The sequence below is a fragment of the Streptomyces vietnamensis genome (assembly GCF_000830005.1).
GTDB lineage: Bacteria > Actinomycetota > Actinomycetes > Streptomycetales > Streptomycetaceae > Streptomyces > Streptomyces vietnamensis.
This window is the reverse complement of the sequence record NZ_CP010407.1, coordinates 5389067-5415101: the sequence shown is the minus strand read 5'-3', so window position 1 is coordinate 5415101 and position 26035 is coordinate 5389067. Positions and strand designations below refer to the sequence as shown.

General features: G+C 71.6%; 22 protein-coding genes. 11 read left to right on the top strand and 11 right to left on the bottom strand.

The features are described from left to right. Positions 1-84 precede the first annotated feature (84 nt). Positions 85-705, top strand: coding sequence for an HAD family acid phosphatase (locus SVTN_RS24510; protein WP_041131036.1), 621 nt, complete (start codon positions 85-87; stop codon positions 703-705). Positions 706-710: 5 nt separating this feature from the next. On the opposite strand, the gene SVTN_RS24505 is transcribed toward SVTN_RS24510, so the two are convergent. Then, positions 711-1220, bottom strand: a complete 510-nt coding sequence (locus SVTN_RS24505; RefSeq protein WP_041131035.1) for an allene oxide cyclase barrel-like domain-containing protein — start codon at positions 1218-1220, stop codon at positions 711-713. Positions 1221-1379: 159 nt separating this feature from the next. Next, positions 1380-2909, bottom strand: a complete 1530-nt coding sequence (locus SVTN_RS24500) for a ricin-type beta-trefoil lectin domain protein (protein WP_041131034.1) — start codon at positions 2907-2909, stop codon at positions 1380-1382. A gap of 107 nt (positions 2910-3016) precedes the next feature. Here SVTN_RS24500 and SVTN_RS24495 point away from each other — a divergent pair, with 107 nt between their 5' ends. From SVTN_RS24495 to SVTN_RS24485, 3 genes are all read left to right on the top strand, one after another. Continuing rightward, positions 3017-4417, top strand: coding sequence for a class II fumarate hydratase (locus tag SVTN_RS24495; protein ID WP_041131033.1), 1401 nt, complete (start codon positions 3017-3019; stop codon positions 4415-4417). A 126-nt stretch (positions 4418-4543) separates the two neighbouring features. Beyond that, complete coding sequence (gene fomD / locus SVTN_RS24490) at positions 4544-5209, top strand: cytidylyl-2-hydroxypropylphosphonate hydrolase (protein ID WP_041131032.1); 666 nt, start codon at positions 4544-4546, stop codon at positions 5207-5209. 311 nt (positions 5210-5520) lie between these two features. After that, the gene (locus SVTN_RS24485) at positions 5521-7695 is read left to right on the top strand and encodes an ATP-binding SpoIIE family protein phosphatase (RefSeq protein WP_041131031.1); all 2175 of its coding nucleotides are present in this window, start codon (positions 5521-5523) and stop codon (positions 7693-7695) included. A gap of 85 nt (positions 7696-7780) precedes the next feature. Here the strand turns inward: SVTN_RS24485 and SVTN_RS24480 are convergent, their stop codons facing one another. Then, positions 7781-9997: a transglycosylase domain-containing protein gene (locus SVTN_RS24480; RefSeq protein WP_041131030.1), complete on the bottom strand. Its 2217-nt coding sequence runs from the start codon at positions 9995-9997 to the stop codon at positions 7781-7783. Between the two features lie 290 nt (positions 9998-10287). Between SVTN_RS24480 and SVTN_RS24475 the strand changes: the two genes are divergently transcribed. Genes SVTN_RS24475 through SVTN_RS24465 form a run of 3 tightly spaced genes read left to right on the top strand, consistent with a single transcriptional unit; the run spans position 10288 to position 13858 of the window. Continuing rightward, the gene (locus SVTN_RS24475; RefSeq protein ID WP_041134212.1) at positions 10288-10812 is read left to right on the top strand and encodes a PadR family transcriptional regulator; all 525 of its coding nucleotides are present in this window, start codon (positions 10288-10290) and stop codon (positions 10810-10812) included. After that, a complete protein-coding gene (locus tag SVTN_RS24470; protein ID WP_041131029.1) occupies positions 10809-11492 on the top strand; it encodes an ABC transporter ATP-binding protein in 684 nt (227 codons plus the stop codon). Before SVTN_RS24475 ends, SVTN_RS24470 begins: the two co-directional genes overlap by 4 nt. Beyond that, positions 11489-13858 carry an FtsX-like permease family protein gene (locus SVTN_RS24465; RefSeq protein ID WP_041134211.1) on the top strand — a complete coding sequence of 790 codons (2370 nt, stop codon included), beginning with the start codon at positions 11489-11491 and terminating at the stop codon, positions 13856-13858. Before SVTN_RS24470 ends, SVTN_RS24465 begins: the two co-directional genes overlap by 4 nt. Positions 13859-13966: 108 nt before the next feature. Here the strand turns inward: SVTN_RS24465 and SVTN_RS24460 are convergent, their stop codons facing one another. Further along, positions 13967-14938 (bottom strand): hydrogen peroxide-inducible genes activator, encoded by a 972-nt coding sequence (locus SVTN_RS24460; RefSeq protein WP_052499287.1) that lies wholly within the window; start codon positions 14936-14938, stop codon positions 13967-13969. A 133-nt stretch (positions 14939-15071) separates the two neighbouring features. Here SVTN_RS24460 and SVTN_RS24455 point away from each other — a divergent pair, with 133 nt between their 5' ends. Next, positions 15072-15626 carry a peroxiredoxin gene (locus tag SVTN_RS24455; RefSeq protein WP_041131028.1) on the top strand — a complete coding sequence of 185 codons (555 nt, stop codon included), beginning with the start codon at positions 15072-15074 and terminating at the stop codon, positions 15624-15626. Between the two features lie 13 nt (positions 15627-15639). Continuing rightward, a complete protein-coding gene (locus SVTN_RS24450) occupies positions 15640-16173 on the top strand; it encodes an alkyl hydroperoxide reductase (protein WP_041131027.1) in 534 nt (177 codons plus the stop codon). Positions 16174-16225: 52 nt separating this feature from the next. On the opposite strand, the gene SVTN_RS24445 is transcribed toward SVTN_RS24450, so the two are convergent. From SVTN_RS24445 to SVTN_RS24425, 5 genes are all read right to left on the bottom strand, one after another. Then, on the bottom strand, positions 16226-16909 hold the full coding sequence (locus SVTN_RS24445; protein WP_041131026.1) for a hypothetical protein: 684 nt from the start codon (positions 16907-16909) through the stop codon (positions 16226-16228). Beyond that, positions 16906-18312 (bottom strand): AI-2E family transporter, encoded by a 1407-nt coding sequence (locus SVTN_RS24440; RefSeq protein ID WP_041131025.1) that lies wholly within the window; start codon positions 18310-18312, stop codon positions 16906-16908. The genes SVTN_RS24445 and SVTN_RS24440 overlap by 4 nt, the downstream gene beginning before the upstream one ends. Positions 18313-18413: 101 nt before the next feature. Further along, the gene (locus SVTN_RS24435) at positions 18414-19130 is read right to left on the bottom strand and encodes an aggregation-promoting factor C-terminal-like domain-containing protein (protein WP_041131024.1); all 717 of its coding nucleotides are present in this window, start codon (positions 19128-19130) and stop codon (positions 18414-18416) included. A 377-nt stretch (positions 19131-19507) separates the two neighbouring features. Further along, entirely contained in the window at positions 19508-20833 is a 1326-nt protein-coding gene (gene phoH2 / locus SVTN_RS24430; RefSeq protein WP_041131023.1) for an RNA 5'-3' helicase PhoH2, read from the bottom strand. Between the two features lie 295 nt (positions 20834-21128). Then, positions 21129-21890 (bottom strand): isoprenyl transferase, encoded by a 762-nt coding sequence (locus SVTN_RS24425; protein WP_041131022.1) that lies wholly within the window; start codon positions 21888-21890, stop codon positions 21129-21131. 111 nt (positions 21891-22001) lie between these two features. Here SVTN_RS24425 and mgrA point away from each other — a divergent pair, with 111 nt between their 5' ends. Beyond that, entirely contained in the window at positions 22002-23039 is a 1038-nt protein-coding gene (gene mgrA, locus SVTN_RS24420; protein WP_041131021.1) for an L-glyceraldehyde 3-phosphate reductase, read from the top strand. A gap of 346 nt (positions 23040-23385) precedes the next feature. Here the strand turns inward: mgrA and SVTN_RS24415 are convergent, their stop codons facing one another. Together SVTN_RS24415 and SVTN_RS24410 are read right to left on the bottom strand one after the other, a co-directional pair. Further along, positions 23386-24864: a DUF2079 domain-containing protein gene (locus SVTN_RS24415; RefSeq protein ID WP_041131020.1), complete on the bottom strand. Its 1479-nt coding sequence runs from the start codon at positions 24862-24864 to the stop codon at positions 23386-23388. A 25-nt stretch (positions 24865-24889) separates the two neighbouring features. After that, positions 24890-25627 (bottom strand): prepilin peptidase, encoded by a 738-nt coding sequence (locus SVTN_RS24410; protein ID WP_041131019.1) that lies wholly within the window; start codon positions 25625-25627, stop codon positions 24890-24892. A gap of 40 nt (positions 25628-25667) precedes the next feature. Here SVTN_RS24410 and SVTN_RS24405 point away from each other — a divergent pair, with 40 nt between their 5' ends. After that, positions 25668-26024 (top strand): DUF192 domain-containing protein, encoded by a 357-nt coding sequence (locus SVTN_RS24405; protein WP_041134209.1) that lies wholly within the window; start codon positions 25668-25670, stop codon positions 26022-26024. Positions 26025-26035: the final 11 nt, after the last annotated feature.

Below are 26035 nucleotides of genomic sequence, written 5' to 3'. Positions count from 1 at the left end.
GGTAGCCCTCTCGTCACCTACTGGCCAGTATGGGTCGCGAGCATGTCAATCACTGAGCCGGTTCGACCCACTCGGGAGCCCCCCATGCCCTCCGCCAAGACCACCGCCGCGGCCCTCGGCCTCACCGCCGTCCTCGTCGTCGGCGCCGCGCCCGCCGCCTCCGCCGCCGACCCGGACACCCACGTCGCGTCGACCGCCGCCCTCGCCGGCGTGGACTACGACACCTGGCGCCACGACGTGGCGGCCGTCGTCGCCGAGGCCCGCCCGTACATCGAGGCGCGCGCCGAGAACGCCGGCCGCGAGAAGCAGGCCATCGTCCTCGACATCGACAACAGCTCCCTGGAGACGGACTTCCACCCGTTCTGGGAGCTGCCGACCCCCGCCATCGCGGACGTGCGGGCGCTCGTCCGCGACGCCCACGCGCGCGGGGTGGCCGTCTTCTTCGTCACCGCCCGGCCCGGGATCATCTACTCCCTGACGGACTGGAACCTGAAGAAGGCCGGATACCCGGTCGACGGTCTTTACGTGCGCTCGCTGCCCGACCTGTTCGCCGAGGTCAGCGCGTACAAGACCGAGAAGCGCGCCGAGATCGAGGCCAAGGGCTACACGATCATCGCGAACATCGGCAACAACACGACCGATCTCGTCGGCGGCCACGCCGAACGCGCCTTCAAGCTCCCGGACTACGGCGGCAAGCTGTCGTAACGGGCTCACCGCTTGGTGATGTGGAAGTCCATCCGGTCGTAGTCCCCGTCGGGGGTCACACGGATGTAGCCGCGCGCGCTCTTGAAGTCGCCCGTGCCGCCGGTGACGGCGAGGTCGAAGGCGGACGGCGTGTCGTTCGAGGTGTCGAACGTGGTGAGGGCCTGGGCGGCGATCTGTCCGCCGGGTCCGCCGTTGAGGAGGATGGTGCCGACGCAGTTCATGTCGACCTGGTCGCCGGAGACGCGCACCACGGCGCAGGCCACGCCGTCGCGGCCGACCGTGTCGCCGCCCTTGGTCTTGTAGAGGTCGTCGGCGAAGACGGGGTGGTCCCCGACCTTGGGCGGCGGACTGCTCTCGTTCGTCCCGGGGGGCGGGACCTGCTTGGCGTAGAGCGTGAACTCGAAGCCTTCTCCGTCGTCGGCGAAGGCGGAGAAGGGGGCGGCGGCGAAGGCGACGGCCGCGATGGCCGCCGCCGTACAGACGCCGAGCGTACCGGTCCTCAAGCTGCGGATCATGTCCTGCCTCCCGTGGGATGGGGGTCCCCCTCGGCACGCTTCACATTGTCCGGTGCTCGGCGCGACTTCGCCCGTTCGGGTGAGGCCCGGCCGCTCCGGGCATGGCCGTGGCCCCCGTCCCGCACCGGACGGAGGCCACGGCGTTCCTGGGGTTGCCCCTTACACGAACTTCTGGTTCGCGGAGCCGTCGCAGTTCTGGAGCCGGATCGGCTCCTTCGCCGCGCCCTGGGTGAGGCAGAGTCCGGTCGCGGCGGCGGGCCGGACGGTGGCGCCGTCACGGACGAACTTCTGGTTGGCGGCGCCGCTGCAGTTCCAGATGATGAGCGCCTTGCCGGTCTGGTAGACGGCGCCCGGGACGTCCAGGCAGCGGTCCTGGGTGAGCTGGGTGTGGACGGTCTGCCGGGCGGAGTCGTACCACCAGTTCTGGTTGCGGCCGCCGTGGCAGTCCCAGCCGAGGACGGCGGTGCCGTTGGCCGACTCGGAGGCGTTGACGTCGAGGCAGTTGCCGGTCGCCTGGTTCTTCAGCGGCTGGTACGCGTCGTCCCAGGCGAGCGGGAAGAGCGTCGGGGTGCCGGAGGAGTTGACGTCGGCGCAGCTCGCCTCGCGCAGGCCCGAGTTGTAGATCTGGGTGAGGCAGGACGCGAAGGCGCCGTGGCCGCTCCTGTTGGGGTGGAAGGACTGGCGTACGGAGTTCTCGTCGAGGCCGCCGGGCTTGGAGAGGTCGATGTAGAGGCCCCGGGCCCAGGTGTCCTCCATGCAGACCTCGTGGCCGTTGAAGAGGCGCGAGTTGTCGAGGTAGGTGGCCCCGGTGTCGGCCGCGACCTTGCGCATGCCGCGCTCGAAGGCGGGAACGGCGCTGTTGCGGCCCCACTTGGTGTCGGAGTCGTAGCCCATGCCGCCGCAGGCGAGCTTGCCGGGGAAGTTCGGGTTGTCGTAGAAGTCGGGGCCGATCGGGCTGGGGTAGCCCATGACGACGAGCTTGTAGTCGCCGTCGGCGTATCCGGCGTCCCGCATGACGGTCTTGAGGTCGCGGACCGTCTGCTCGACCTTGGGGACGAGCCCGTCGACGCGGGCCTGCCAGCCGGGGGCGTACTTGGGCTCGCAGGTGCCCTGGCTGAGCACGAACCGCTGGACGCAGTCGGTCATGACGGGCCCGAACTGCAGGTCGTCGTTGGCGCCGGCGACGAGCAGGACCATCTTGATGCGGGTGTTGCGGGCCTTGACCGCGAGGTTGTCGCTCTGGACGAGCTCGTCGGCGTACTGCTTGGAGCCGCCGATCCTGATGTTGCCGGTGTACGCACCGGAGCAGGCGACGTTGAAGGTGAGGTCCGCGGGGATCCCGGTGCGGTGGATGGCGGCGTCCGGGGAGCGGTGGCACCAGTTGGTGGGCCCGTTGGTGGGGGACTCGTACGTGCCGACGCCCTCGCCGGAGATCTCGCTGTCGCCCAGCGAGATCAGGCCGGTCTTGCGCTGGGCGAGCGGGCGCTCCTCGGGGCTGCCGTAGATCTTGGTGGCCTCGGCCGCCCGGATCGCCTCCAGCTCGGGGGAGAGCGGTACGGAGGTGATTCCGGCCGCGGTGCTCGTGTCGGCCGCGCCGGCGGGGGCGGCGGCGGTCATGCTGCCGAGGGCCGCCGCGGCTGCGGCGACGGCCGCGACGGGCCAGCGGAGTCTGTACCTGGTGCGCTTCATTGCGCCTCCTGGAAGTGGGGTTACCCACGGTTTTTACTGGCCGGTACGCCCCTTGGGAATACATCGAACAAGAGAAGTGCTCATCTTTTTCAGGAGGTTGACTCACCATGAGCAATGACGACGGCTACCGCATCGAGCACGACTCCATGGGCGAGGTGCGGGTCCCCGCGCACGCCAAGTGGCGGGCCCAGACCCAGCGGGCCGTGGAGAACTTCCCGATCTCCGGTCAGCGCCTGGAGCGCGCCCACATCGAGGCCCTGGCCCGGATCAAGGCCGCCGCCGCCGAGGTCAACGCCGAGCTCGGGGTGATCGAGAAGGACCGCGCGGAGGCCATCGTCTCGGCGGCCGGGGAGGTCGCCGAGGGGCGCTGGGACGAGCACTTCCCCGTGGACGTCTTCCAGACCGGCTCGGGCACCTCGTCCAACATGAACACCAACGAGGTGATCGCCACCCTCGCCACCGAGCGGCTCCCCGAGGGCCGCGAGGTCCACCCCAACGACCACGTCAACGCCTCGCAGTCCTCGAACGACGTCTTCCCCTCCTCCATCCACATCGCGGCCACCGCCGCCGTCACCCGCGACCTGATCCCCGCGCTCGACCACCTGGCCGCCTCCCTGGAGCGAAAATCAGCCGAATTCGCGACGGTGGTGAAGTCCGGCCGTACGCATCTGATGGATGCCACCCCGGTCACCCTGGGCCAGGAGTTCGGCGGCTACGCGGCACAGGTCCGGTACGGCGCCGAACGGCTCCGCGCCGCACTCCCCCGCCTCGCCGAACTCCCCCTCGGCGGTACGGCGGTGGGCACCGGGATCAACACCCCGGCCGGCTTCTCCGCGGCCGTCATCGCCGAGGTCGCCCGCGCCACCGGACTGCCGCTGACCGAGGCCCGCGACCACTTCGAGGCCCAGGGCGCCCGCGACGCCCTGGTGGAGACGTCCGGGCAGCTCAGGACCATCGCCGTCTCCCTCACCAAGATCGCCAACGATCTGCGCTGGATGGCCAGCGGCCCGCGCACCGGCCTCGCCGAGATCAACCTCCCCGACCTCCAGCCCGGCTCCTCGATCATGCCGGGCAAGGTCAACCCGGTGATCCCCGAGGCGGTCCTCATGGTCGCCGCACAAGTGACCGGAAACGACACCACGGTGGCGGTGGCGGGCGCGGCCGGGAACTTCGAGCTCAACGTGATGCTGCCGGTGATGGCGAAGAACCTCCTGGAGTCCGTACGGCTGCTCGCCAACGCCTCCCGGCTGCTCGCCGACCGCACGGTCGACGGGATCACGGCGAACGTGGACCGCGCCCGCGAGTACGCCGAGTCCTCGCCGTCCGTGGTCACCCCGCTGAACAAGTACATCGGCTACGAGGAGGCCGCGAAGGTCGCCAAGAAGTCCCTCGCCGAGCGGAAGACCATCCGCGAGGTGGTCCTCGAATCCGGCTACGTCGAGCGGGGCGACCTCACGGTCGAGCAGCTGGACGAGGCGCTGGACGTGCTGCGGATGACGCACCCGTAGCGGAGGTGCCCCGCAGGTGACCGGCCGGTAGCGACCGGCCGGTAGCCGATTCGTACGTGACCGGTAGCAGACTCCTTCGTGATCTGTGCCGCAGCGGTCGTGGGAGCGCGCCCCTAAGATCTGCGCATGACAGGATCGGGCGGCTCTCAGCACTGGGCGCCGGGGGATCACATCCTCTGGCGCTACCGCGGCAACGGCACCGGCGCGGTGCACATCTGCCGGCCGGTGACGGTCGTGCAGGACACGCCCGAGCTGCTCGCGGTCTGGATGGCGCCCGACACCGAGTGCGTCCGGCCCGTGCTCGCCGACGGCACGCCCGTCCACGACGAGCCGCTCGCCACCCGCTACACCGCCCCGCGCACCACCGAGCGCGCGCGCTGGTCCGGCAGCGGGGTGCTGAAGCTGGCGCGGCCCGGGGAGCCGTGGTCGGTCTGGCTGTTCTGGGAGCGCGGCTGGCGCTTCCGCAGCTGGTACGTGAATCTGGAGGAGCCCCGGGTCCGGTGGTCCGGCGGTCTCGACTCCGAGGACCACTTCCTCGACATCTCCGTCTACCCCGACCGCAGCTGGCTGTGGCGGGACGAGGACGAGTTCGCGCAGGCCCAGCGGTCCGGCCTCATGGGCCCGGAGCAGGCCGCCCGGGTGCGGGCGGCCGGGGAGCGGGCGGTGGAGCGGATCAAGTCGTGGGGGACGCCGTTCGCGGACGGCTGGGAGGACTGGCGGCCCGATCCGGGATGGCGGGTTCCGGAACTGCCGGCGGACTGGGATCGCACTCCGGCGCACACGGCGCCGTGAGACCCTTGATGCGCCCCAGGGGTTCAAACGTAGGATCGTCCTCCGCACGGCAGAGACCGATCCGACACCACGTCAGACCGACCGAACAGCACGTCAACGACTCAGCACAGCGCAGGACCTGACCAGAAGTCATCCACGAGGGGGAGAGCAGTGCCGGACGTGTGCCCGGGTGTTCCGACCCCTGCCGTTGCCGCAGCTCGCGGAACGTCCAGATCCGCTGCATACGAGGGGTTTACCCCCGCCGAAGGCGCGGCATCGGCGAGAAGAGCGAGTGCATCGCACCACCGGCCCGGACGGACGGAATCCCACGCGTGACGGAGCATCCCACCTCCCACGAAGGCCGGCAGCCCCTGGCTGCCCGGCCGCAGGAACGCGCGCGCCCTCGCCAGGAGGCGGCGGCCGCCGGCCTGCCCTCCGACCTGCCCGCTCAGCCGGGCGGCCCGGTGGCCCCCGCGGCCCCGGGCCCGGAACTGCCCGCGCAGCCGACGGGCCCGACCCCGCCGGCCGGCACGGACCACCCGAGCACCCCGGCCGGTGCGGAACACCCCGACGCCTCCGGCGGTACGGCACACCCCGGCTCCCCCGCCGGCATCGACCACCCCGACACGACGGCCGGTACGGGCCGTCCGAGCCCCGCCGACGACACCGGACACCCAGGCGCTCCCGGCGGTACGGGACACCCCGGCTCCCCCGACACGACGGGCGGTACGGGACACCCCGGCGCCCCCGGTGCCGTGGCCGTCGCCGTGTCCCCGCAGCGTCCCGGCGGCGGGGCCCGCGGCGGGGACGGCGTCGCGCGGCGGGAGGGCGAGCGGCTGCGGTTCGTCGGGGCCGCGACCCGGCGCATCGCGCGCGGCATCGACCTGGACGAGATCGTCCTCGGCCTGTGCCGGGCCACCGTGCCGACCTTCTCCGACGAGATCCTGGTCTACCTCCGCGACCCGCTCCCGGTGGGAGACGAGCGCCCGGTGGCGCCGTTCGTGCTGCGCCTGCGCCGCACGGACCGGCTGCGGTTAAGCGATCTGGAGGGCGAGGAGCTCGTCCTCGTACCCGATCCGGACCCGACCCCCGCAGCCGAACTCTGCGAGGTGCGGAACGGCGGGGCGCTCGCCGAGGTGCTGCGCGGGGTGCGGCCGGTCTTCGGCGACTCCGCGGCCGCCAAGACGGCCCTGACCGAGCTGCTCGGCCCCGAACACCCGCTGCCCGGCGGGCTGCGCGCGATACTGGCTCCGCTGCGCGGCCGGCGCCGGGTGATCGGCGCGGCCGTGTTCCTGCGCCGCCCCGAGCGGGCCGGCTTCGAGCCGAACGACCTGCTCGTCGCGGCCCAGTTGGCGACGCACACCGCGCTCGGCATCGACAAGGCCGTCCTGTACGGCCGCGAGGCGTACATCGCGGACGAGCTCCAGCGGACGATGCTGCCGGACTCGCTGCCGCAGCCGACCGGCGTCAAGCTGGCCTCGCGCTATCTGCCGGCGGCCGAGACGGCCCGCGTGGGCGGTGACTGGTACGACGCGATCCCGCTGCCCGGCAGCAGGGTCGCCCTGGTCGTCGGCGACGTCATGGGCCACTCCATGACCTCGGCGGCGATCATGGGCCAGCTGCGCACCACGGCGCAGACCCTGGCCGGTCTCGACCTGCCCCCGCAGGAGGTCCTGCACCACCTGGACGAGCAGGCGCAGCGGCTCGGCCAGGACCGGATGGCGACGTGCATGTACGCGGTGTACGACCCGGTCTCGCACCGGATCACCGTGGCCAACGCGGGCCATCCGCCGCCGATACTGCTCCACCTGGGCGGCCGCGCCGAGGTGCTGCGGGTGCCGCCCGGCGCCCCGATCGGGGTCGGCGGGGTGGACTTCGAGGCGGTCGAGCTGGACGCCCCGGCCGGCGCCACGCTGCTGCTCTACACGGACGGTCTCGTCGAGTCCCGGCTGCGGGACGTGTGGACGGGGATCGAGCAGCTGCGGGAGCGCCTGGCGGCGACCGCGCAGCTGACGGGCCCGGACCACTCGCCGCCCCTGGAGGCGCTCTGCGACGACGTCCTGGACATGCTGGGCCCGGGCGACCGGGACGACGACATCGCGCTGCTCGCGGCCCGGTTCGACGGGATCGCGCCGAGCGACGTGGCGTACTGGTTCCTGGAGCCGGAGGACGCGGCCCCGGGGCGGGCCCGGCGGCTCGCCCGGCGGGCGCTCGCCCGCTGGGACCTGGAGGAGCTGACGGACTCGGTGGAGCTGTTGATCAGCGAGGTCGTGACGAACGCCGTGCGGTACGCGGAGCGGCCGGTGACCCTGCGGCTGCTCCGTACGGACGTGCTGCGCTGCGAGGTCGGCGACGACTCCCCGCAGCTGCCCCGGCAGCGGCGGGCGCGCGACACGGACGAGGGCGGGCGCGGACTGTTCCTGGTGAACCGTCTTGCCCGGCGGTGGGGGGCGACCCGGCTCTCGGGCGGCAAGGTGGTCTGGTTCGAGCTGGCGACCCGCACCTGAGCCCGTACACCTGTGAGAACAGCCCGTACACCTGTGAGAACGGCGAAGGCCGGACCCCGTGCGGGTCCGGCCTTCACTCATGTCGTCAGCGCGGCGGGCGGGTGGTGCTGTTCGCCACGGGGTCGCCGGCGTCCGGCGGCTGGATCGACGTCGGCGGGGCCGTCGGCTCCTGGGTCGCCGTCGGCTCCTGGGTGGGCTCCGGCGGCGTGGTGACGGGGTCTCTCGTCGGCTGCGGCGGCGTGGTGGTCGTCGAGGTCGCCGGGGCCGTCGGGGCCGTGGTGGCCGTGGTCGGCTCCTCGGTCGGCTCCTCGGTCGCCGGGGCCTCGGTGGTCCTGGTGGGCTCCGGGAGCGTGCCGTCCGGGGCGGCGCCGTCGGTCTCCAGGTCGAAGGAGGCGTCCGAGCCGCCGTTCAGGGCGCGTTCGGTGTAGTCGCCCCAGATCTGGGCGGGCGTGCGTCCACCGTTGGCGCGGCCGGGGTTGATGGTGTCGGTGAGGGTGACCTGGTTGCCCTGGGCGTCCTCGCCGAAGAGGGCGACGGCGGTGACGAGTTCGGGGGTGTAGCCCACGAACCAGGCGGAGCGGTTGTTCTCGGAGGTGCCGGTCTTGCCGGCGGCCTCGTAGTCACCGGCGGCGCGGAAGCCGGAGCCGCTCTGCACGACGCCCGTCATGGCCTGGGTGGCGGTGTCGGCGGCCTCGCGGCTGATGACCTGCTCGCCGATCGGCTGGGCGCCCTTGACGGTGCGGTCCTTGTGCTCGGCGGTCTTCACCAGGGTCGGGGTGACCTTCTTGCCGTGGTTGTCGAGCGTGGCGTAGGCGCCGGCCATGTCCATGGTCGAGGCGCCCATGGTGCCGAGGGAGATGGCGGGGGTCTCGGGGAAACCCGCGCCGTCCTTCATGCCGAGGGCGAGTGCGGTCTTCTTGGCCTTGGCCGGGGTGACGTCGACGATCATCTGGGCGAAGACCGAGTTGATCGAGCTGTTGGTGGCCTTCTGGACGGTGACGGGGCCGTAGCTCTCGTCGTCCTCGTTCTCCGGCGCGAACGCGATGGGGCTGCCGACGACCGGCCGCTGGCTGGTGCCGTCGTAGATCGTGCCGAGGCCGATCTGCCGGCCGTCCTGGGTGACCGCGTGGTTGTCCACGGCGGAGGCGAGGACGATCGGCTTGAAGGTGGAGGCGGGCTGGTAGTCGCGGCGGGTGGCGTTGGACATCCAGTGCTCGGTGGCGCCGACGCCGCCGTACATCGCGACGACCGCGCCGGTCTTCGGATCGACGGAGGTGGCGCCGGCCTGGACGGTGGCCTGCTTCTTGTCGCCCTTGCGGTCGAGCTTGGCCTCCAGCTGCTTGTCGACCGCCTTGACGAGGTCCTTCTGCTTCTTCTCGTCGATGTTGAGGGTGATCGTCCAGCCGCCGGCCTTGATGTCCTCCTCGCTGACGCCCTGGCGCATCAGCTCCTGGTTGGCGGCCTCGACGATGTAGCCGGTCTGGCCCTCCATGCCGGGGAGGGGCTTGGGCTTCTGCGGGACGGGGAACTTCATGCCGGCGCGCTCGGAGGCGCTGAGCCAGCCCTCGCCGACCATGTTGTCGAGGACGTAGTTCCAGCGGTCCTCGACGAGCTTGCGGCCGGTGGCGCTGGCGGAGGTCCAGTCGTACTGGTTGGGCGCCTGGAGCAGCGAGGCGAGGTAGGCGCCCTGGGCGGTGGTGAGCTTGGTGGCGTCGACGCCGTAGTACGAGCGGGCGGCGGCCTGGATGCCGTAGGCGCTGCGCCCGTAGTAGCTGGTGTTGATGTACCCGGCGAGGATGTCGCTCTTGCTCATCCTCTGGTCCACCTTGATGGCGATGACCATTTCCTTGAGCTTGCGCGTGGCCGTCTGGTCCTGGCTCAGGTAGAAGTTCTTGACGTACTGCTGGGTGATGGTCGAGCCGCCCTGCTTGCCCTTGCCGGTGACGGTGTTCCAGGCGGCGCGGGTGGTGCCCTTGATGTCGACGCCGTTGTCCTTGTAGAAGGTCTTGTTCTCGGCGGCGACGAACGCCTTCTGGACCGGGAGCGGGATCTTCTCCAGGCCGACGATCTCGCGGTTTATCTTGCCGGTGCGGGCGAGGATCTTGCCGTCGGAGTACTTGTAGATGTTGCTCTGCATCGTCGCCTCGGCGTTGGCCGACGGCACCGGGACCAGCAGGTAGACGACGTAGAGGGCGCCCATGCCGAGCAGGCAGAACACGAAGAAGGTGCCCAGGAGCTTCTTCCAGGTGAAGAGGCGGCGTATGCCGCGCTTCTTCGCCTTGCCCTTGTCCGGTCGGCCCATGTGTCCAGTCGCTCCGCTCGTCGTGTGTCCGGCGCCCTCGGTGCTGAGCCCGTCCGCGCCGGATCAGCTCAGACAGCTAACACCGACGAGGCGGACAAAGGACAACCGATCACGTCTTTTCCGGACGTGAGAATCAGCACCCACGCCCAGAGGAACCGACGCTCGAGCGGACCGGATGGTTGCGTGAAGGGTCGATTCCGTTTAGTGACCGATACGGCGGCGCTTCGGCGACCGACGCGGCGACACCCGGCTATACATCGTGCGTATACACCCGATGTACAGTGGTCGACATGTCCATCGGTCACACCCTCCTCGGACTCCTGGAGTCCGGACCGCGCCACGGCTACGACCTCAAGCGCGCCTTCGACGAGAAGTTCGGCCAGGACCGGCCGCTCCACTACGGCCAGGTCTACTCGACCATGTCCCGGCTCCTGAAGAACGGCCTGGTCGTCGTCGACGGTATCGAGGCCGGCGGCGGCCCCGAGCGGAAGCGGTACGCGATCACCGAGGCCGGCATCACCGATGTCGCCCAGTGGCTCGCCACCCCCGAGAAGCCGGAGCCGTACCTCCAGTCCACGCTCTACACCAAGGTCGTCCTGGCCCTGCTCACCGGCCGCGGCGCCGCCGAGCTCCTCGACGTCCAGCGCGCCGAGCACCTGCGCCTGATGCGCGAGCTCACCCGGCGCAAGCGGGACGGCGACCTCGCCGACCAGCTCATCTGCGACCACGCCCTCTTCCACCTGGAGGCTGACCTGCGCTGGCTGGAGCTGACCGCCGCCCGCCTCGACGCGCTCGCCGAGGAGGTCCGTCGATGAGCTCCACGCCGCTGCTCCGCGCCACCGGCCTGGACAAGGCCTACGGCCCGACCCCGGCGCTCGCGGGCGCCGACTTCTCCCTCCGGGCCGGCGAGGTCGTCGCCGTCATGGGCCCCTCCGGCTCCGGCAAGTCGACGCTCCTCCACTGCCTGGCCGGCATCGTCCGCCCCGACGCCGGCACCATCACCTACGACGGACGCGAGCTCACCGCGCTCTCCGACGGCGATCGCAGCTCCCTGCGCCGTACCGACTTCGGCTTCGTCTTCCAGTTCGGCCAGCTCGTCCCCGAGCTGACCTGCGTCGAGAACGTCGCCCTCCCGCTCCGCCTCAACGGCGAGAAGCGGAAGGCGGCCGAGGCCAGGGCCGCCGAGTGGCTCGCCCGCCTGGAGGTCGACGCCGTCGCGGGCAAGCGCCCCGGCGAGATATCCGGCGGCCAGGGCCAGCGCGTCGCCGTCGCCCGCGCCCTCGTCACCGCCCCGCGCGTGATCTTCGCCGACGAGCCGACCGGCGCGCTCGACTCCCTCAACGGCGAGCGGGTCATGCGGCTCCTCACCGACGCCTCCCGGGACACCGGCGCCGCCGTCGTCCTCGTCACCCACGAGGCCCGGGTCGCCGCCTGGTCCGACCGCGAGGTCGTCGTACGGGACGGCTCGGTACGGGACTCGGAGTGGGCCGCATGAGCCTCGGCACCTGGGCCCGCGACCTGACGCTCGGCGCCCGGTTCGCGGTCACCGGCGGTCGCTCCGGACTGCTCCGCACCCTGCTGACCGCGACCGGCGTCGGCTTCGGCGTGGCCCTGCTGCTGCTCGCCGCCTCCTTCCCGAACATGCTCTTCCAGCGGGAGGTACGGGAGGCGGTCCGCGCCGTCGACGGCAGCGAAGAGGTCACCTCGCCCCGCCCCGACTCCTTTCTCCACCTCGGCCGGACCACCGTCTACCGGGACGACGTCATCAGCGGCCTGCTGCTGCGCCCCGAGGGCGACGCGCCCCCGCTCCCGCCGGGTGCCGCGAAGTTCCCCGGGACCGGCGAGATGCTGGTCTCCCCCGCGCTCGGCGAGCTGCTCGACTCCCCCGAGGGCGCCCTCCTCAAGAAGCGGCTCCCCTACGAGGTCGTCGGCACGATCGGCCCGGCCGGACTCATCGGCCCGGCCGAACTGCGGTACGTCGCCCACGTCGACTTCCTCGATGCCGACAACCTCGACGGGCGCGGCACGCGCTACGGCTGGTCGGTGCCCGGGGAGCCGATGAACGCGTTCCTGATCCTCCTCGTCGTCGTCGCCTGCGTCGTCCTGCTCCTGCCGGTGCTCGTCTTCATCGCGACCGCCGTCCGGTTCGGCGGCGAGCAGCGCGACCGGCGGCTCGCGGCGCTGCGCCTCGTCGGCGCGGACACCGCCATGACCCGGCGGATCGCGGCCGGCGAGTCCCTCGCCGGCGCGCTCCTCGGCCTGCTCGCGGGCCTCGGACTCTTCGCCCTGGGACGGCAGTTCGCGGGGACCTTCACCATCTGGGACGTCAACGCGTACCCCTCCGACGTCGTACCGATGACCGCGCTCGCCGTGCTCGTCCTCGCCGTCGTCCCGGTCGCCTCCGTCGTGGTCACCCTCTTCGCGCTGCGCGGAGTGGCGATCGAGCCGCTCGGCGTCGTCCGGACCGCCACCCCGCGCCGCCGCCGGCTGTGGTGGCGGCTGCTGATCCTCGCGGCCGGCGCGGCCTTCCTCGTACCCCTCATCGGCGACATCCAGGTGTCCCAGACCAGCATCGACACCGTGGGCGTCGTGACCGGCACGACGCTCGCCCTGATCGGCCTCACCACGCTCCTGCCGTGGCTCGTCGAAGCGGTGGTGAAGCGGCTGCACGCCGGTCCGGTGGCCTGGCAGCTCGCCGTCCGCAGGCTCCAGTTGAGCAGCGGAACGGCGGCCCGCGCGGTCAGCGGCATCGTCGTCGCGGCGACCGGGGCGATCGCGCTCCAGATGCTGTTCCATGCGATGGAGAACGACTTCACGCAGGTCAGCGGCGAGGACACCTCCCGCGCCCAGATCGCGATCGGCATCGACGCGAAGAACGCCGGGGAGGCCCGCGGAATCATCGACCGCGTCGGGCGGACCGAGGGCGTCAGCGGGGTGATCGGCATCGTCGAGTCGCGTGCGTGGCGGCCCGGACCGCTCAAGCAGGGTGAGGAGTTCGCCCCGGGCGTCTCGCTCCGGGTCGGTGACTGCGCCTCCCTCCGGGAGTTCGCCACCCTGCCCTCCTGTACGGACGGCGACGTCTTCGTCTTCCTCGCGCACGGCGCCCAGGGCAACCCGGACGACTCCTTCGTCACCAGGGCGGCCCGGCCCGGCGCCACGGTCGCACTGCGCGACCCGCATCCGCACCCGGGCGCGCCGAAGCGCCCGAAGGGGCCGCTGCCGCAGTGGCGCATCCCCGCCACGGCCAAGGTCGTGGACTCCCGCCCGGACCCGACGGGCATGTACCAGTACGGCGTCCTCGCCACCCCGTCGGCGATCGGCACCCTCCCGCTCGACGAGCCCGACGCGCAGGTCATGGTCCGGCTCGACCCGGCCGTGCCCGACGCCGCCGATCTCGTACGGAACGCGGCGGACGCCATCGATCCGACGTCCTGGGTGCGCACCCTGAAGGACACCGAGCGCGACGCGGCGTTCTCCAGCGTCCGCACCGGCATCCTCGTCGGCTCCACCCTGACGATGCTCCTGGTGGCGGCCTCGCTCCTGGTCACGACCCTGGAGCAACTGCGGGACCGCAAGCGGCTGCTGTCCTCGCTCGTCGCCTTCGGCACCCGGCGCTCGACGCTGAGCTGGTCGGTGCTCTGGCAGACGGCGGTGCCGATCCTCCTCGGGCTCGGCCTCTCCGTGGCCGGCGGCCTCGGCCTCGGAGTCGTCCTGCTGAAGACGGGCGGCCAGCCGGTCGACGACTGGTGGGGCTTCCTGCCCGTCGTCGGGATCGGCCTCGGGCTGATCCTGGCGGTGACGCTGCTGAGCATGCCGGTGCTGTGGCGGCTGATGCGGGCGGACGGGCTGCGCACGGAGTAACCCGTCGTTCGCATGTACGAGGGAGGGGCGGCGGTTCCTGGCACCGGGGGGTGTCAGGAACCGCCGCCCCTCGCTCGTACGGGGATACGGGTCGGGCCCCGGCACCCCTCACTCGCCGGGGGTCACCCGTACGGGAAGCTCCCTCATCGCCCCGCGCAGGGCCTCCGCCAGCTCCTCGAACTCGGCGCCCCGGGCCGCGCCCGTCCGCATCGCGAGGGCGATCCGCCGCGAGGGCGCCGGTTCGGCGAACCTCCCGGTCCACAGGGCGGTGTTGCGGGCGGTCTCGACGGTCACGGCGGTGCGCGGCAGCAGGGTCACCCCGAGGCCGCCGGCGACGAGCTGGACCAGCGTGGCGAGCCCGGCGGCGGTCGTGGTGACCTCGGCGCCTTCGGTGCGCCCGGCCTCCCGGCAGATGTCGAGGGCCTGGTCGCGCAGGCAGTGCCCCTCGTCGAGGAGCAGCAGCCGGAGCTCCTTGAGGGCCTCGCGCGGGATGTCGTCCCGCCCGGCCAGCGGGTGCCCCTCAGGGGTCACCAGGACGAAGTCCTCGTCGAAGAGCGGGAGTTCGGTGACGCCGGGCACGCCGAGCGGCACGGCGAGCAGCAGCAGGTCGAGCCGCCCTGCGGCGAGTCCCTCCAGGAGCGAGGAGGTCTGTTCCTCGTGGACCTGGAGGTCGAGCTCGGGGTAGCGGCGGTGGACGAGCCGCAGGACGGTGGGCAGCAGGTACGGCGCCACGGTGGGGATCACGCCGAGCCGGAGGACCCCGGTGAAGGGGGCCTGGGCGGCCTCCGCCTCCTCCATCAGCTCCGCCACCGCGTCGAGGACGGTCCGCGCCCGGACCGCGAGCCGCTCCCCGGCGGGCGAGAGCAGCACTTTTCTCGTCGTACGCTCGAGGAGCTGGACACCGAGTGCCTCTTCGAGGGCCGAAACCGCGCCCGAGAGGGCGGGCTGGCTCATGCCGATGGCGGCCGCCGCGTCGCGGAAGTGCAGATGCTCGGCGACCGCCACGAAGGCCCTGAGCTGCGAAAGGCTCGGCTGCTTGCCTCGGTGCGGGCCGTGCGGGGTGCTGTACGGGGACGCCACTGATAACCACCTTCGATCAACACGACCCACTCTAGCTATTTCACTGATCAATGCACCCCGTGCCATGCTGTGGGCCGTCCAACCCCTCACGGAAGACCCCAAAAGGGCACCTTCCACCCTGCAAGGAGAGCGCGTGCTCACTGTCGGTGACAAGTTCCCCACCTACGACCTGACCGCCTGCGTGTCGCTGGAGAGCGGCAAGGAGTTCGCGCAGATCGACCACAAGGCCTACGAGGGCAAGTGGCGCGTGGTGTTCTTCTGGCCGAAGGACTTCACCTTCGTCTGCCCGACCGAGATCGCCGCGTTCGGCAAGCTGAACGACGAGTTCGCCGACCGCGACGCCCAGATCCTCGGTGTCTCCGGTGACTCCGAGTTCGTCCACCACGCCTGGCGCAAGGACCACGCCGACCTGCGTGACCTGCCCTTCCCGATGCTGGCCGACTCGAAGCACGAGCTCATGAGCGACTGCGGCGTCCGCGGCGAGGACGGCTTCGCCCAGCGCGCCGTCTTCATCGTCGACCCGAACAACGAGATCCAGTTCACGATGGTGACCGCCGGTTCCGTGGGCCGTAACCCCAAGGAGGTCCTGCGGGTCCTCGACGCCCTGCAGACCGACGAGCTGTGCCCGTGCAACTGGAACAAGGGCGAGAGCACCCTCGACGCGGCCGCGCTCCTCGCCGGCGAGTAAGGGCGGATCCGACATGGCTCTCGACGAACTGAAGTCCGCCATACCGGACTTCGCCAAGGACCTGAAGCTGAACCTCGGTTCGGTCATCGGCAACAGCGACCTCCCGCAGCAGCAGCTGTGGGGCACCGTCCTCGCCTGCGCGATCGCCTCGCGCTCGCCGAAGGTGCTCAAGGAGCTGGAGCCCGAGGCCCAGGCCAACCTGAAGCCCGAGGCGTACCAGGCCGCCAAGTCCGCCGCCGCGATCATGGCGATGAACAACGTCTTCTACCGGACCCGGCACCTGCTGTCGGACCCCGAGTACGGGACGATGCGCGCCGGCCTGCGGATGAACGTCATCGGCAACCCGGGCGTCGAGAAGGTCGACTTCGAGCTGTGGTCGCTGGCCGTCTCCGCGATCAACGGCTGCGGCCAGTGCCTGGACTCGCACGAGCAGGTCCTGCGCCAGGCCGGTGTCGACCGCGCCACGATCCAGGAGGCCGTGAAGATCGCCGCGGTGATCCAGGCGGTCGGCGTCACGCTCGACGCGGAGGCCGTCCTCTCCGAGTAGGGCATCGCTGTACGAGAAGGGCCCCGGGGTTCTGTACCCCGGGGCCCTTCCGTCACTTCTTGAGCGCCTCCATCAGCGCCAGCACGTCCTGGGTCATCGGGACGTCGATCCCGGAGAGGTCGGTGGGCTCGGCCTTCCCGAGCGGGTTCCCGTTCTCGTCGGTGTTGACGTACCGGTAGAGGCGGAGCTGGATCTCGACCTGGCCGTCGAGGACCCGGAGCTCTCCGCCCTCGCCGCCCACGTCGTTGAAGAAGGCCCGCTCCCCGAGACCGCCGATCGGCGTGGTGATCTCGGCGTTCTTCGCCCGCGCCGCGAACTCGGACTCCGGGTCCGTCACCTTGTGCAGGGTGTACATGAGGTCGGCGCTGTACCCGACGTCCGGACCGCCGAAGGTCATCGAGCAGGACGCCTCGTACACGGCCGGATCGTCGATCTCGGGCCCGTAGCCGTCCTCGCTCCGCTTGCCGAGGATCCCGCCGAGCGCCTTCAGCTTCGCCGTCTTGCAGAGCGCGCCCTCGTCCGCCAGCGTCCGGTACCCGCCCAGGTCCGGGCCCGGGTCCTTCCGCTGCCCGTACGCGTACAGCCCGCCGCCCCACACCGCCGAGGCGAGCACCGCGCCGCCCAGCGCCCACAGCCAGGGGCGGCGGTCCCGGGGCGGCCGCGGTGGCGGGGCGTCGGTGAGCACCTCGGGGTCGTCGAACTCCGCGCCGCCCACGAGCTCCGGCTCCGATATCACGCGCGCTCCCCCTCGACGGTGCCCGGCGCCGGGACCGGTGCCACGGCGAAGGCCGTCGCCCCGCGCGGCTCCGGGGTGCTGCGGAGGGCCTGTTCGGTGCTGTACGCGCGCAGGTAGCCGACGACCGTGTTGAGGACGGCGACCAGGGGCACGGCGACGACGGCGCCGCCGATGCCCGCGGTGAGGCCGCCGGCGGCGACGGCGAGGACGACGGCGAGCGGGTGGACGCGGACGGCCCGGCCGAGGATGAACGGCTGGAGGACGTGGCCTTCGATCTGCTGCACGGCGAGGACGACGACGAGCACCATGAGGGCGGTGAACACGCCGTTGGTGACGAGGGCGACGACGCAGGCGAGGGCGCCGGAGATGACCGCGCCGACCAGCGGGATGAAGGCGAACAGGAAGATGAAGACGGCCAGCGGCACCGCCATCGGCACGTCGAGGAACCAGAGTCCGAGGCCGATGAAGACGGCGTCGATGAGGGCGACGAGGACCGTGCCGCGGACGTAGGCGGTGAGGGTGCGCCAGGCGCGCGGTCCCGCGCCGGCGACGCCCGGCCGGGCCTGGGCGGGCACCAGCTTGAGCGTCCACTCCCAGACCTTCTTCCCGTCGTAGAGCAGGAAGAGGGTGCAGAACATCGCGAGGAGTATGCCGGTCATGGCCTCCACGATGACGGTGACGCCCTGGAGTCCGGCGGAGGTGATCTGTTCGGCGTTGGCGCCGATGGCCTCGCTGAGGTTCTTGGCGATGTCGTTGATCTGCTGCTCGGTGACGTGGAACGGGCTGTCGAGCAGCCAGTGCTTGAGTTCCTCGATGCCGTCCTTGACGCGGTCGGACAGGTTGTCGACGTTGTCCATGACCTGCCAGACCACGAACCAGCCGACCAGCCCCATGACGACGAAGCCGGAGACGGCGGTGACGGCGGTGGCGAGCCCGCGGGGCAGGCCCTTGCGGCGCAGCATGGCCACGGTGGGCTGGAGCAGGGCGGTGACGAGGAGCGCGGCGACGAAGGCGAGGACGACCAGCTGCACGGAGCTGATCACCTTCATCAGCACCCAGACCGTGCCGGCGAGGACGAGCAGCCGCCAACTCGCCTCGGCGGCCACGCGCATGCCCCAGGGGATGGCGGCGACGGGGTCGGGGCGGGCGGCGACGGCCGGTGCGTACGAGGGGGGTGCGGGGACGGTGTCCGGGAGGGGCCCGGCGGTGTCCGGGTCGACGTCCGGCCGTGCGGAGGCGGCCGCGCTCGCGGGCGCGGCCTCGTACGGGACGTCGAGGGCGACCTCGTACGGCGGCCCGAGCGGATCCTCCCGTTCCGCCTCGGCCCGGCGCTCGTCGAGGCGTTCACCCATGCGGCTCAGGCTCGCGCCCAGCCGTCCCAGCCACCCTGGCACTCCGGACATCTCTTCCTTCTTCCCCCCACCGACTCGTCCCCGCGAACCTACACGCAGGAAGCCCCTCACCGTAGGACGGTGAGGGGCTTCCCGAGGTTGAGAGCGCGGTACTAGTACCAGCGGTTGGCCTGCCAGAAGGACCAGGCGCCGCACGGGCTGCCGTAGCGGCCGTCCATGTAGCTGAGGCCCCACTTGATCTGGGTGGCGGGGTTGGTCTGCCAGTCGGCACCGGCCGAGGCCATCTTGGAGCCCGGGAGGGCCTGCACGAGGCCGTAGGCACCCGAGGACGGGTTGGAGGCGCGGTAGTTCCAGCCGGACTCGTGGTCCACGATGTTGCTGAAGCACTGGAACTGGTCGGAGCCCATCATCTGCCGGGCCATCGACTTGACCTCGGAGATGCTGTACGAGCCCTGCGCGGAGAAGGACGTGATGTCGCGGGCCGCGGAGCGGCTGGCGCGCTCCTGCGCCTCCTGCTCCTTGCGCTCCTTCTCGGCCTTGGCCTCGGCGGCGGCCTTGTCGGCGGCCTCCTTCTTCGCCTCGGCGTCCTTGGCGGCGCGGATGCGGGCCGCTTCCTCCGCGGTCTTCTTCGCGGCGGCGTCGGCGGCGGCGGCCTGGACGTCGGCCTGCTCCGAGAGGGACGAGACCTGTACCTGGGCCTGCTCGCCCGCGGGGATGTCCGCGAGCAGCGTGGTGCCGGCCGCGGTGGCCTCGAAGTTGTCGTCCGAGGGCTGCGCGGCGTTGCCCGTGGCAACACCGGCGATGGCGCCGACAGTGGTGACCGCAGTGGCCGAAGCCACCGCGAATCCCCGGACCGAGATCCGGCTCACACGGTTTCCTTCCAGCACGCCCGCACAGGTGACCACGCGGGCGAAATCTTGCCCCTGGCACTGGTCTCCGACGTACGGGGTCACAGAAGACACGGGCCCGTGGTGCTGTGGGCGGCATACGGCGACGGCTGTGGAGTTGTGTGGTGCGGTGCGCACCCTTGAGGGTGCACGTGTGCCGTATGCGGGGCCTGACGGAAGCAAGACTTTGCCGGACGGCGACGCCGCAAGGCAATTCCGTGTTGCGTGTGAAAGCTCACACCTGGGTGGACGCAAGGGATTTGATGGATACGGGAGACAGCAGGACGCCGCCCGGCTAAGCTCCTGCGCTTTGCCGAGCGGCGCCAACTCCCGTACCCCTACAGAAGGGTACGAACCGGTCAGATCGAGACGTCCTCCAGCATCTCCGTCACGAGCGCGGCGATCGGGGAGCGCTCGGAGCGGGTGAGGGTGACGTGGGCGAAGAGCGGATGCCCCTTCAGCTTCTCGACCACGGCGACGACTCCGTCGTACCGGCCGACCCGGAGGTTGTCGCGCTGGGCGACGTCGTGGGTCAGCACGACCCGCGAATTCGCCCCGATACGGGACAGAACGGTCAACAGGACGTTCCGCTCCAGGGACTGGGCCTCGTCCACGATGACGAAGGCGTCGTGGAGGGAGCGACCCCGGATGTGGGTGAGCGGCAGGACCTCCAGCATCCCGCGGCCCAGCACCTCCTCGATGACCTCGCGGCTCGCGACCGAGGACAGCGTGTCGAAGACGGCCTGCGCCCACGGGCTCATCTTCTCGGACTCGCTGCCCGGCAGGTATCCGAGCTCCTGGCCGCCGACCGCGTACAGCGGACGGAAGACCATCACCTTCTGGTGCTGCCGGCGCTCCAGGACCGCCTCCAGGCCCGCGCAGAGCGCGAGCGCGGACTTGCCGGTGCCGGCCCGGCCGCCCATGGAGATGATGCCGACGTCCGGGTCGAGGAGCAGGTCGAGCGCGATCCGCTGCTCGGCGCTGCGGCCGCGGAGCCCGAAGGCCTCCCGGTCGCCGCGGACGAGCCGTACGTTCCCCTCGGCCGTGACCCGGCCGAGGGCCTTGCCTCGCTCGGACTGGAGCACCAGGCCCGTGTGGACGGGAAGCTCGGCGGCCTCCGGCACGTACAGCGAGTCCTGGTCGTAGAGCAGGTCGATCTGCTCCCCGGAGAGCGCCAGCTCGGACATCCCGGTCCAGCCGTTGGCGTCTGTGATGGCGAGCTCGGCGCGGTACTCCTCGGCGAGGAGGCCGACCGAGGAGGCCTTGATGCGCAGCGGCAGGTCCTTGGAGACGACGGTGACGTCGTACCCCTCCGCCTGGAGGTTGCGCGCGACCGCGAGGATCCGTGAGTCGTTGTCCCCCAACCTGTAGCCGGCGGGCAGGACGCCGGGGTCGGAATGGTTGAGTTCGACACGCAGGGTGCCGCCCAGGTCCCCGATGGGGAGCGGGGCGTCCAGGCGCCCGTACCGGACCCGGAAGTCGTCGAGCAGGCGCAGGGCCTGCCGGGCGAAGTAGCCGAGTTCGGGGTGGTGCCGCTTGGCCTCCAGCTCCGTCACGACGACGATCGGGAGCACCACCTCGTGCTCCTCGAAGCGCGAGACGGCTTTGGGGTCGGCCAGCAGGACGCTGGTGTCGAGAACATAGGTGCGCCGGTCGGAAAGGCGGCGCTTCGTGCTGGTCACCACGGAAGGACAGACCCCCTCGGAAGACCCCTGTGAGGTCGGGGTGCGACGGAACCGGTGTCGCTGCGGAATGGGACCGGGCTCAGGCCGCGATGCGCGGGCCGAACCACGGCCCTCCGCTTCTCCCGTGCTTGTCCCGCACGGTCGTCCTGGTGCAAGGGGCCTCCCGGGTGGCGGTCTCCGTGCCGCTCACTTCACTTGGGATATGCCCTCGAACACCCTCTGCCATGCCATGGCATATGACGACGTGTTCATGAACACCAGATGATCGGTTCCGACCGGGGGTGACCGGTGGGCCTCAGGTCCCGTAGCGCCGGTGCCGGGCCGCGTAGTCGCGCAGCGCCCGCAGGAAGTCGACCTTCCGGAAGGCCGGCCAGTGGACCTCGCAGAAGTAGTACTCGGAGTGGGCGCTCTGCCACAGCATGAAGCCCGACAGGCGCTGCTCGCCGCTGGTGCGGATCACCAGGTCCGGGTCGGGCTGGCCGCGCGTGTACAGGTGCTCCGAGATGTGCTCGACGTCGACGATCTCGGCGAGCTCCTCGAAGCTCGTCCCCCGCTCCGCGTGCTCCAGGAGCAGCGAGCGGACCGCGTCCGCGATCTCCTGCCGGCCGCCGTAACCCACGGCGACGTTCACGAGTATCCCGGTGTTGGTGCGGGTGGCCTCCTCGGCCTCCTTCAGCACCGACTGCGTACGGGCGGGCAGCAGGTCCATCGTGCCGACGTGGTGGACCCGCCAGCGGCCGTCGGCGGCCAGCGAGCGCACGGCGTTCTCGATGATGCCGAGCAGCGGGACGAGCTGTTCCTCGGGGCGGTTCAGGTTGTCAGTGGAGAGCATCCAGAGCGTGACGACCTCGACGTCCGTCTCGGCGCACCAGCCGAGCAGCTCCGTGATCTTGTCCGCACCGGCCTTGTGTCCCTGCTCGGGGGTCCCGCCGGAGGCCTTCGCCCAGCGACGGTTCCCGTCGAGGATGACCCCGATGTGCTTGGGCACCTGGGTATGGTCGAGGCGGCCTTCCACCCGGCGTGCGTAGAGCCCGTACACCAGGTCGCGCAGGTTCACTGTTCTTTACCCCTCCATGCAGTGTCGGCCCCCCGAAGCCGCCACATTACTGCGGATGGGTAAACGGCTCACAGGCCGGGACTGTCACAAGTCCGTGATAAGCAGAGATACGTGACTGATTCCCCCCTCTACCGCGCCTCCGCGGACCGCTACGACTCCATGGAGTACCGCCGGACGGGCCGCAGCGGCCTCAAGCTCCCGGCGATCTCGCTCGGCCTCTGGCACAACTTCGGCGACGACAAGGCCCTCGACACCCAGCGCGCGATCCTCCGCCGCGCCTTCGACCTCGGCGTCACCCACTTCGACCTGGCCAACAACTACGGCCCGCCGCCCGGCTCCGCCGAGCTCAACTTCGGCAAGCTCTTCGCCCAGGACTTCGCGCCCTACCGCGACGAGCTGATCATCTCGACCAAGGCCGGTTACGAGATGCACCCGGGCCCGTACGGCGAGTGGGGCTCCCGCAAGTACCTGATGTCCTCGCTCGACGCCTCCCTGAAGCGGATGGGCCTCGACTACGTCGACATCTTCTACTCGCACCGCTTCGACCCGCACACCCCGCTGGAGGAGACGATGGGGGCCCTCGCCTCCGCCGTCCAGCAGGGCAAGGCGCTGTACGTCGGCGTCTCCTCGTACAACAGCGAGCAGACCGCCGAGGCCGCCCGGATCCTCACGGATATGGGCGTCCGCCCGCTCATCCACCAGCCCTCGTACTCCATGATCAACCGGTGGACCGAGGAGGACGCCCTCCTCGACACCCTGGAGGCGGCCGGCATGGGCTGCATCTCCTTCGTGCCGCTGGCGCAGGGGCTGCTCACCAACAAGTACCTGAAGGGCATCCCGGAGGGCTCGCGGGCCACCCAGGGCAAGTCCCTCGACCCGAACCTGCTCTCCGACGAGGTGCTGCGGCGCCTGCGCGGCCTCGCGGACATCGCCGAGCGGCGCGGGCAGTCCCTCGCCCAGCTGGCGCTGAAGTGGGTACTGCGGGACGAGCGGATGACCTCGGCGCTGATCGGCGCGTCCAGCGTCGCCCAGCTGGAGGAGAACGTGGCGGCCCTGCACGGGGCGCCGCTGTCGGAGGAGGAGCTGAAGGAGATCGACTCCTTCGCCGTCGACACCGAGGGCACCAACATCTGGGCCGGCCGGGGCTGACCCGTTCTTCGTGAGACCGGAGCCGACCCGGCCCCGGGGGAACCGGAGCCGACCCGGCCTCCGTGAAACCGGAGCCGAGCCGGTCCCGGGGAAAGAAAACGGGCCGGTCCGTGGGGGGGATACGGACCGGCCCGAGGGGGGGTTTCCACCATAACCCTTCGATAGTCGTGTTGCGCGCCACGTGCGCCGAACGAACCGCCTCGAATTCGCCGGAGCCCAAGCGGCACAAGGGCTCCGAGGCCCTGTGGCGGGTTTGCGCCCCGGCGTGGCGGCGGGGTTCCGTCCCTCCGAAGAGGGACCGGCCCGCAGGGGTACGACGTTGACGGAAGAGGGCGTTTCCCGCTGGTCAGCCGCCGGTCCTCCGACTCAGCAGCGTGATGCCGTCACGCCGGGCGACGACCTCGTAGCCGTACGTCCGGGTCGCGGCCTCCAGCTCGGCCCGCTGCCGCTCGATCGGATAGGGCCAGTGGCCCGAGGGGTACGGCCAGGCCTCGGGCGCCCGCTCGTCGTGGACGATCCACGCGGCGGTCGGCGCCGGGATGCGCGGGACGTCGTAGCGGTAGAGCTCGCCGCCCACCGGGAACGTCGGGAAGAGGACGACCGTGCAGCGCGCGGTGAGCTGCGGCGCGAGCCGGTTGGAGGCGGCGACGGTGGCGCCGTCGGGGATGCGGGCGAGCAGCGCGCGGGCCGCCTCGATGTGCGGCGTGGTGCGCCAGGTGGCCCGCTGGGCGAGCTGGGCCAGCGGGAAGGACGGGATCAGGACGGCGGTCACGGCGAGGACGGTCGCGAGGACGGCCCGCAGCTCGCGCCGGGACTTGTCCCCGAGCGCGTCCACGAGGCCGGCGAAGACGACCGGCATGAGGATCGCGCTGTAGTGGAAGGACGTGCCCCAGTGGAAGCCGTTCTCGGAGAGCAGCCGCCAGCCGAGGGTGGGGGTGGCGATCAGGGCGAGCGGTGAGCGGAGCGCGAGCAGCGCGGACGGGGCGAAGACCAGGATCAGGGTGACCGCCTTGGCCTCGGGACGGAGCACGTCGAGCGGGGCGTGGGCGAGGGTGGAGAGCAGGGAGCCCTGGGCGGCGGCGAGGTTGCCGCCGTGGGCGTAGCCGCCGCCGGGGTTGAAGGCCGGCAGCAGGACCTTCACCTCCAGGAGCGAGCCGAGGACGCCGACGGCGGCGGTGCCGAGCCCGAGGCGGCGGGGGCCTTTGATCGCGATGTACGCGCCGACGGCGGCGAGCGTGAACCCCAGGTCCTCCTTGACGAGCAGCAGCGGCGCCGCCCAGGCGACGGCCTGCCGCCAGCGCCGCCGGGCGAGCGCTTCGAGGGAGAAGGAGAGCAGCGGGACGGCGAGCGCGACCTCGTGGAAGTCGAAGGCGGCGGCGGAGGCGATGCCCCAGCTCAGCCCGTACCCGACGGCGACGGTGTGCGCGGCCGCCGGGCCGAGGACGTCACCGGCCCGGCGGGCGAGGGGGACGACGGCGAGGGCCAGCAGCGCGGACTGGGCGAGGAGCAGGCAGAGCGGGGAGGGCCAGAGCCGGTAGAGGGGGGCGAGGACGGCGAGCAGGGGGTGGAAGTGGTCGCCGAGGAGGTTGAAGCCCTCGCCGCGCAAGGGGGCGACGGGCGCCCGGAGTTCGGCGTAGGCGCGGACGGCCTGCTCGAAGATGCCGAGGTCGTAGCCGGTGGTGCGCAGGAGCTGGTGGCGGCGCACGGCGACGGTCGCGTAGAGGAGGAAGAGCCCGGCGGCCCAGACCCAGGGAACGGGGGGCCGGCGGGTCGGGGGCGCGGACGCCGTGCCCTTTACGGGTGCTTCGCTCGCAATTGTCAGCATGTGCGGCGATGCTAGGGGCGGGCTTTCAGGGAATCGCGGTGAACGCGCCGAGGAGGAGGCCGAGCAGGGCGCCCCCGAGCATGAAGGGGCCGAAGGGGATCGCCGAGGAGCGGCCGGCCCGGCGCAGCAGGACGAGGCCGAGGCCGTAGACCGCGCCGAGGAGGAAGCCCGCGAAGGCCCCGGCGAAGAGCACGCCCCAGCCGTACCAGCCGAGCGCGGCGCCCAGCGGGACCGCCAGCTTCACGTCGCCGAGGCCGAGCCCGCTCGGGTTGATCAGGAACAGCACCAGATAGGCCCCGCCGAGGGCGAGCCCGCCGAGCAGCGCGTGGATCCAGGATCCGGCGTCGTACGGGAGGAGTTCGGCGCCGCCGAGGAGCAGCGGGACGGCGACGGCGAGCGGCAGGGTCAGGCCGTCCGGAAGCCGGTGCACGCGCGCGTCCACACAGGCGAGGAGGACGGCGAAGGGCGCGCCGAGCAGCCAGACCGCGAGCTCGGGCCGGGGCCCGCCGGTGGCCGCGGCGAGCGCGGCGCAGACGAGGGCGGTGAGCAGCGGCGCGAGGAACGGACTCGCGGTGGTCGCGCAGGCCTGCCGCCCGGGCCCGCCGAGCCAGCCGCGCCCGGGCCCGACGAGGACGTGCCCGGCGGGGCAGCGGTCCCGCCACGGCTCCTCGGGCTCGACGGAGAGCCGGTACGCGGCCCGGGGCACGAGCAGCCCGACGGCGGCCCCCCACAGGGCGGCGACGACGATCACGGTGACGTCCACGCACGAGACCCTAGGGCGCTGGGCCGCTACGGTCTGGCGCATGGGGAAATGGGTGGACGGGACGGGGACGTTGACGGTGGCCGCTCTGGAGGTGCCGCTGGAGGTGGCGGCCTCGTACCGGGCACGTCGACGGGGACTCCTCGGCCGGGACGGCATCGCGGGGGCCATGCTGATCGTCCGGACGAACAGCGTGCACACCTTCGGCATGCGGTTCCCGATCGACGTGGCCTATCTGGACGGCTCGTTCACGGTCCGGTCCGTGGTCACGATGCGCCCGGGACGGCTCGGGATGATCCGGCCGCGCGGCCGGCACGTCCTGGAGGCGGAGGCGGGGGCGATGGAAGGGTGGGGGCTGAGGAAGGGGGTACGCGTGCGCGTGGACCTCACAGGCGACTGACACCCGGGGCA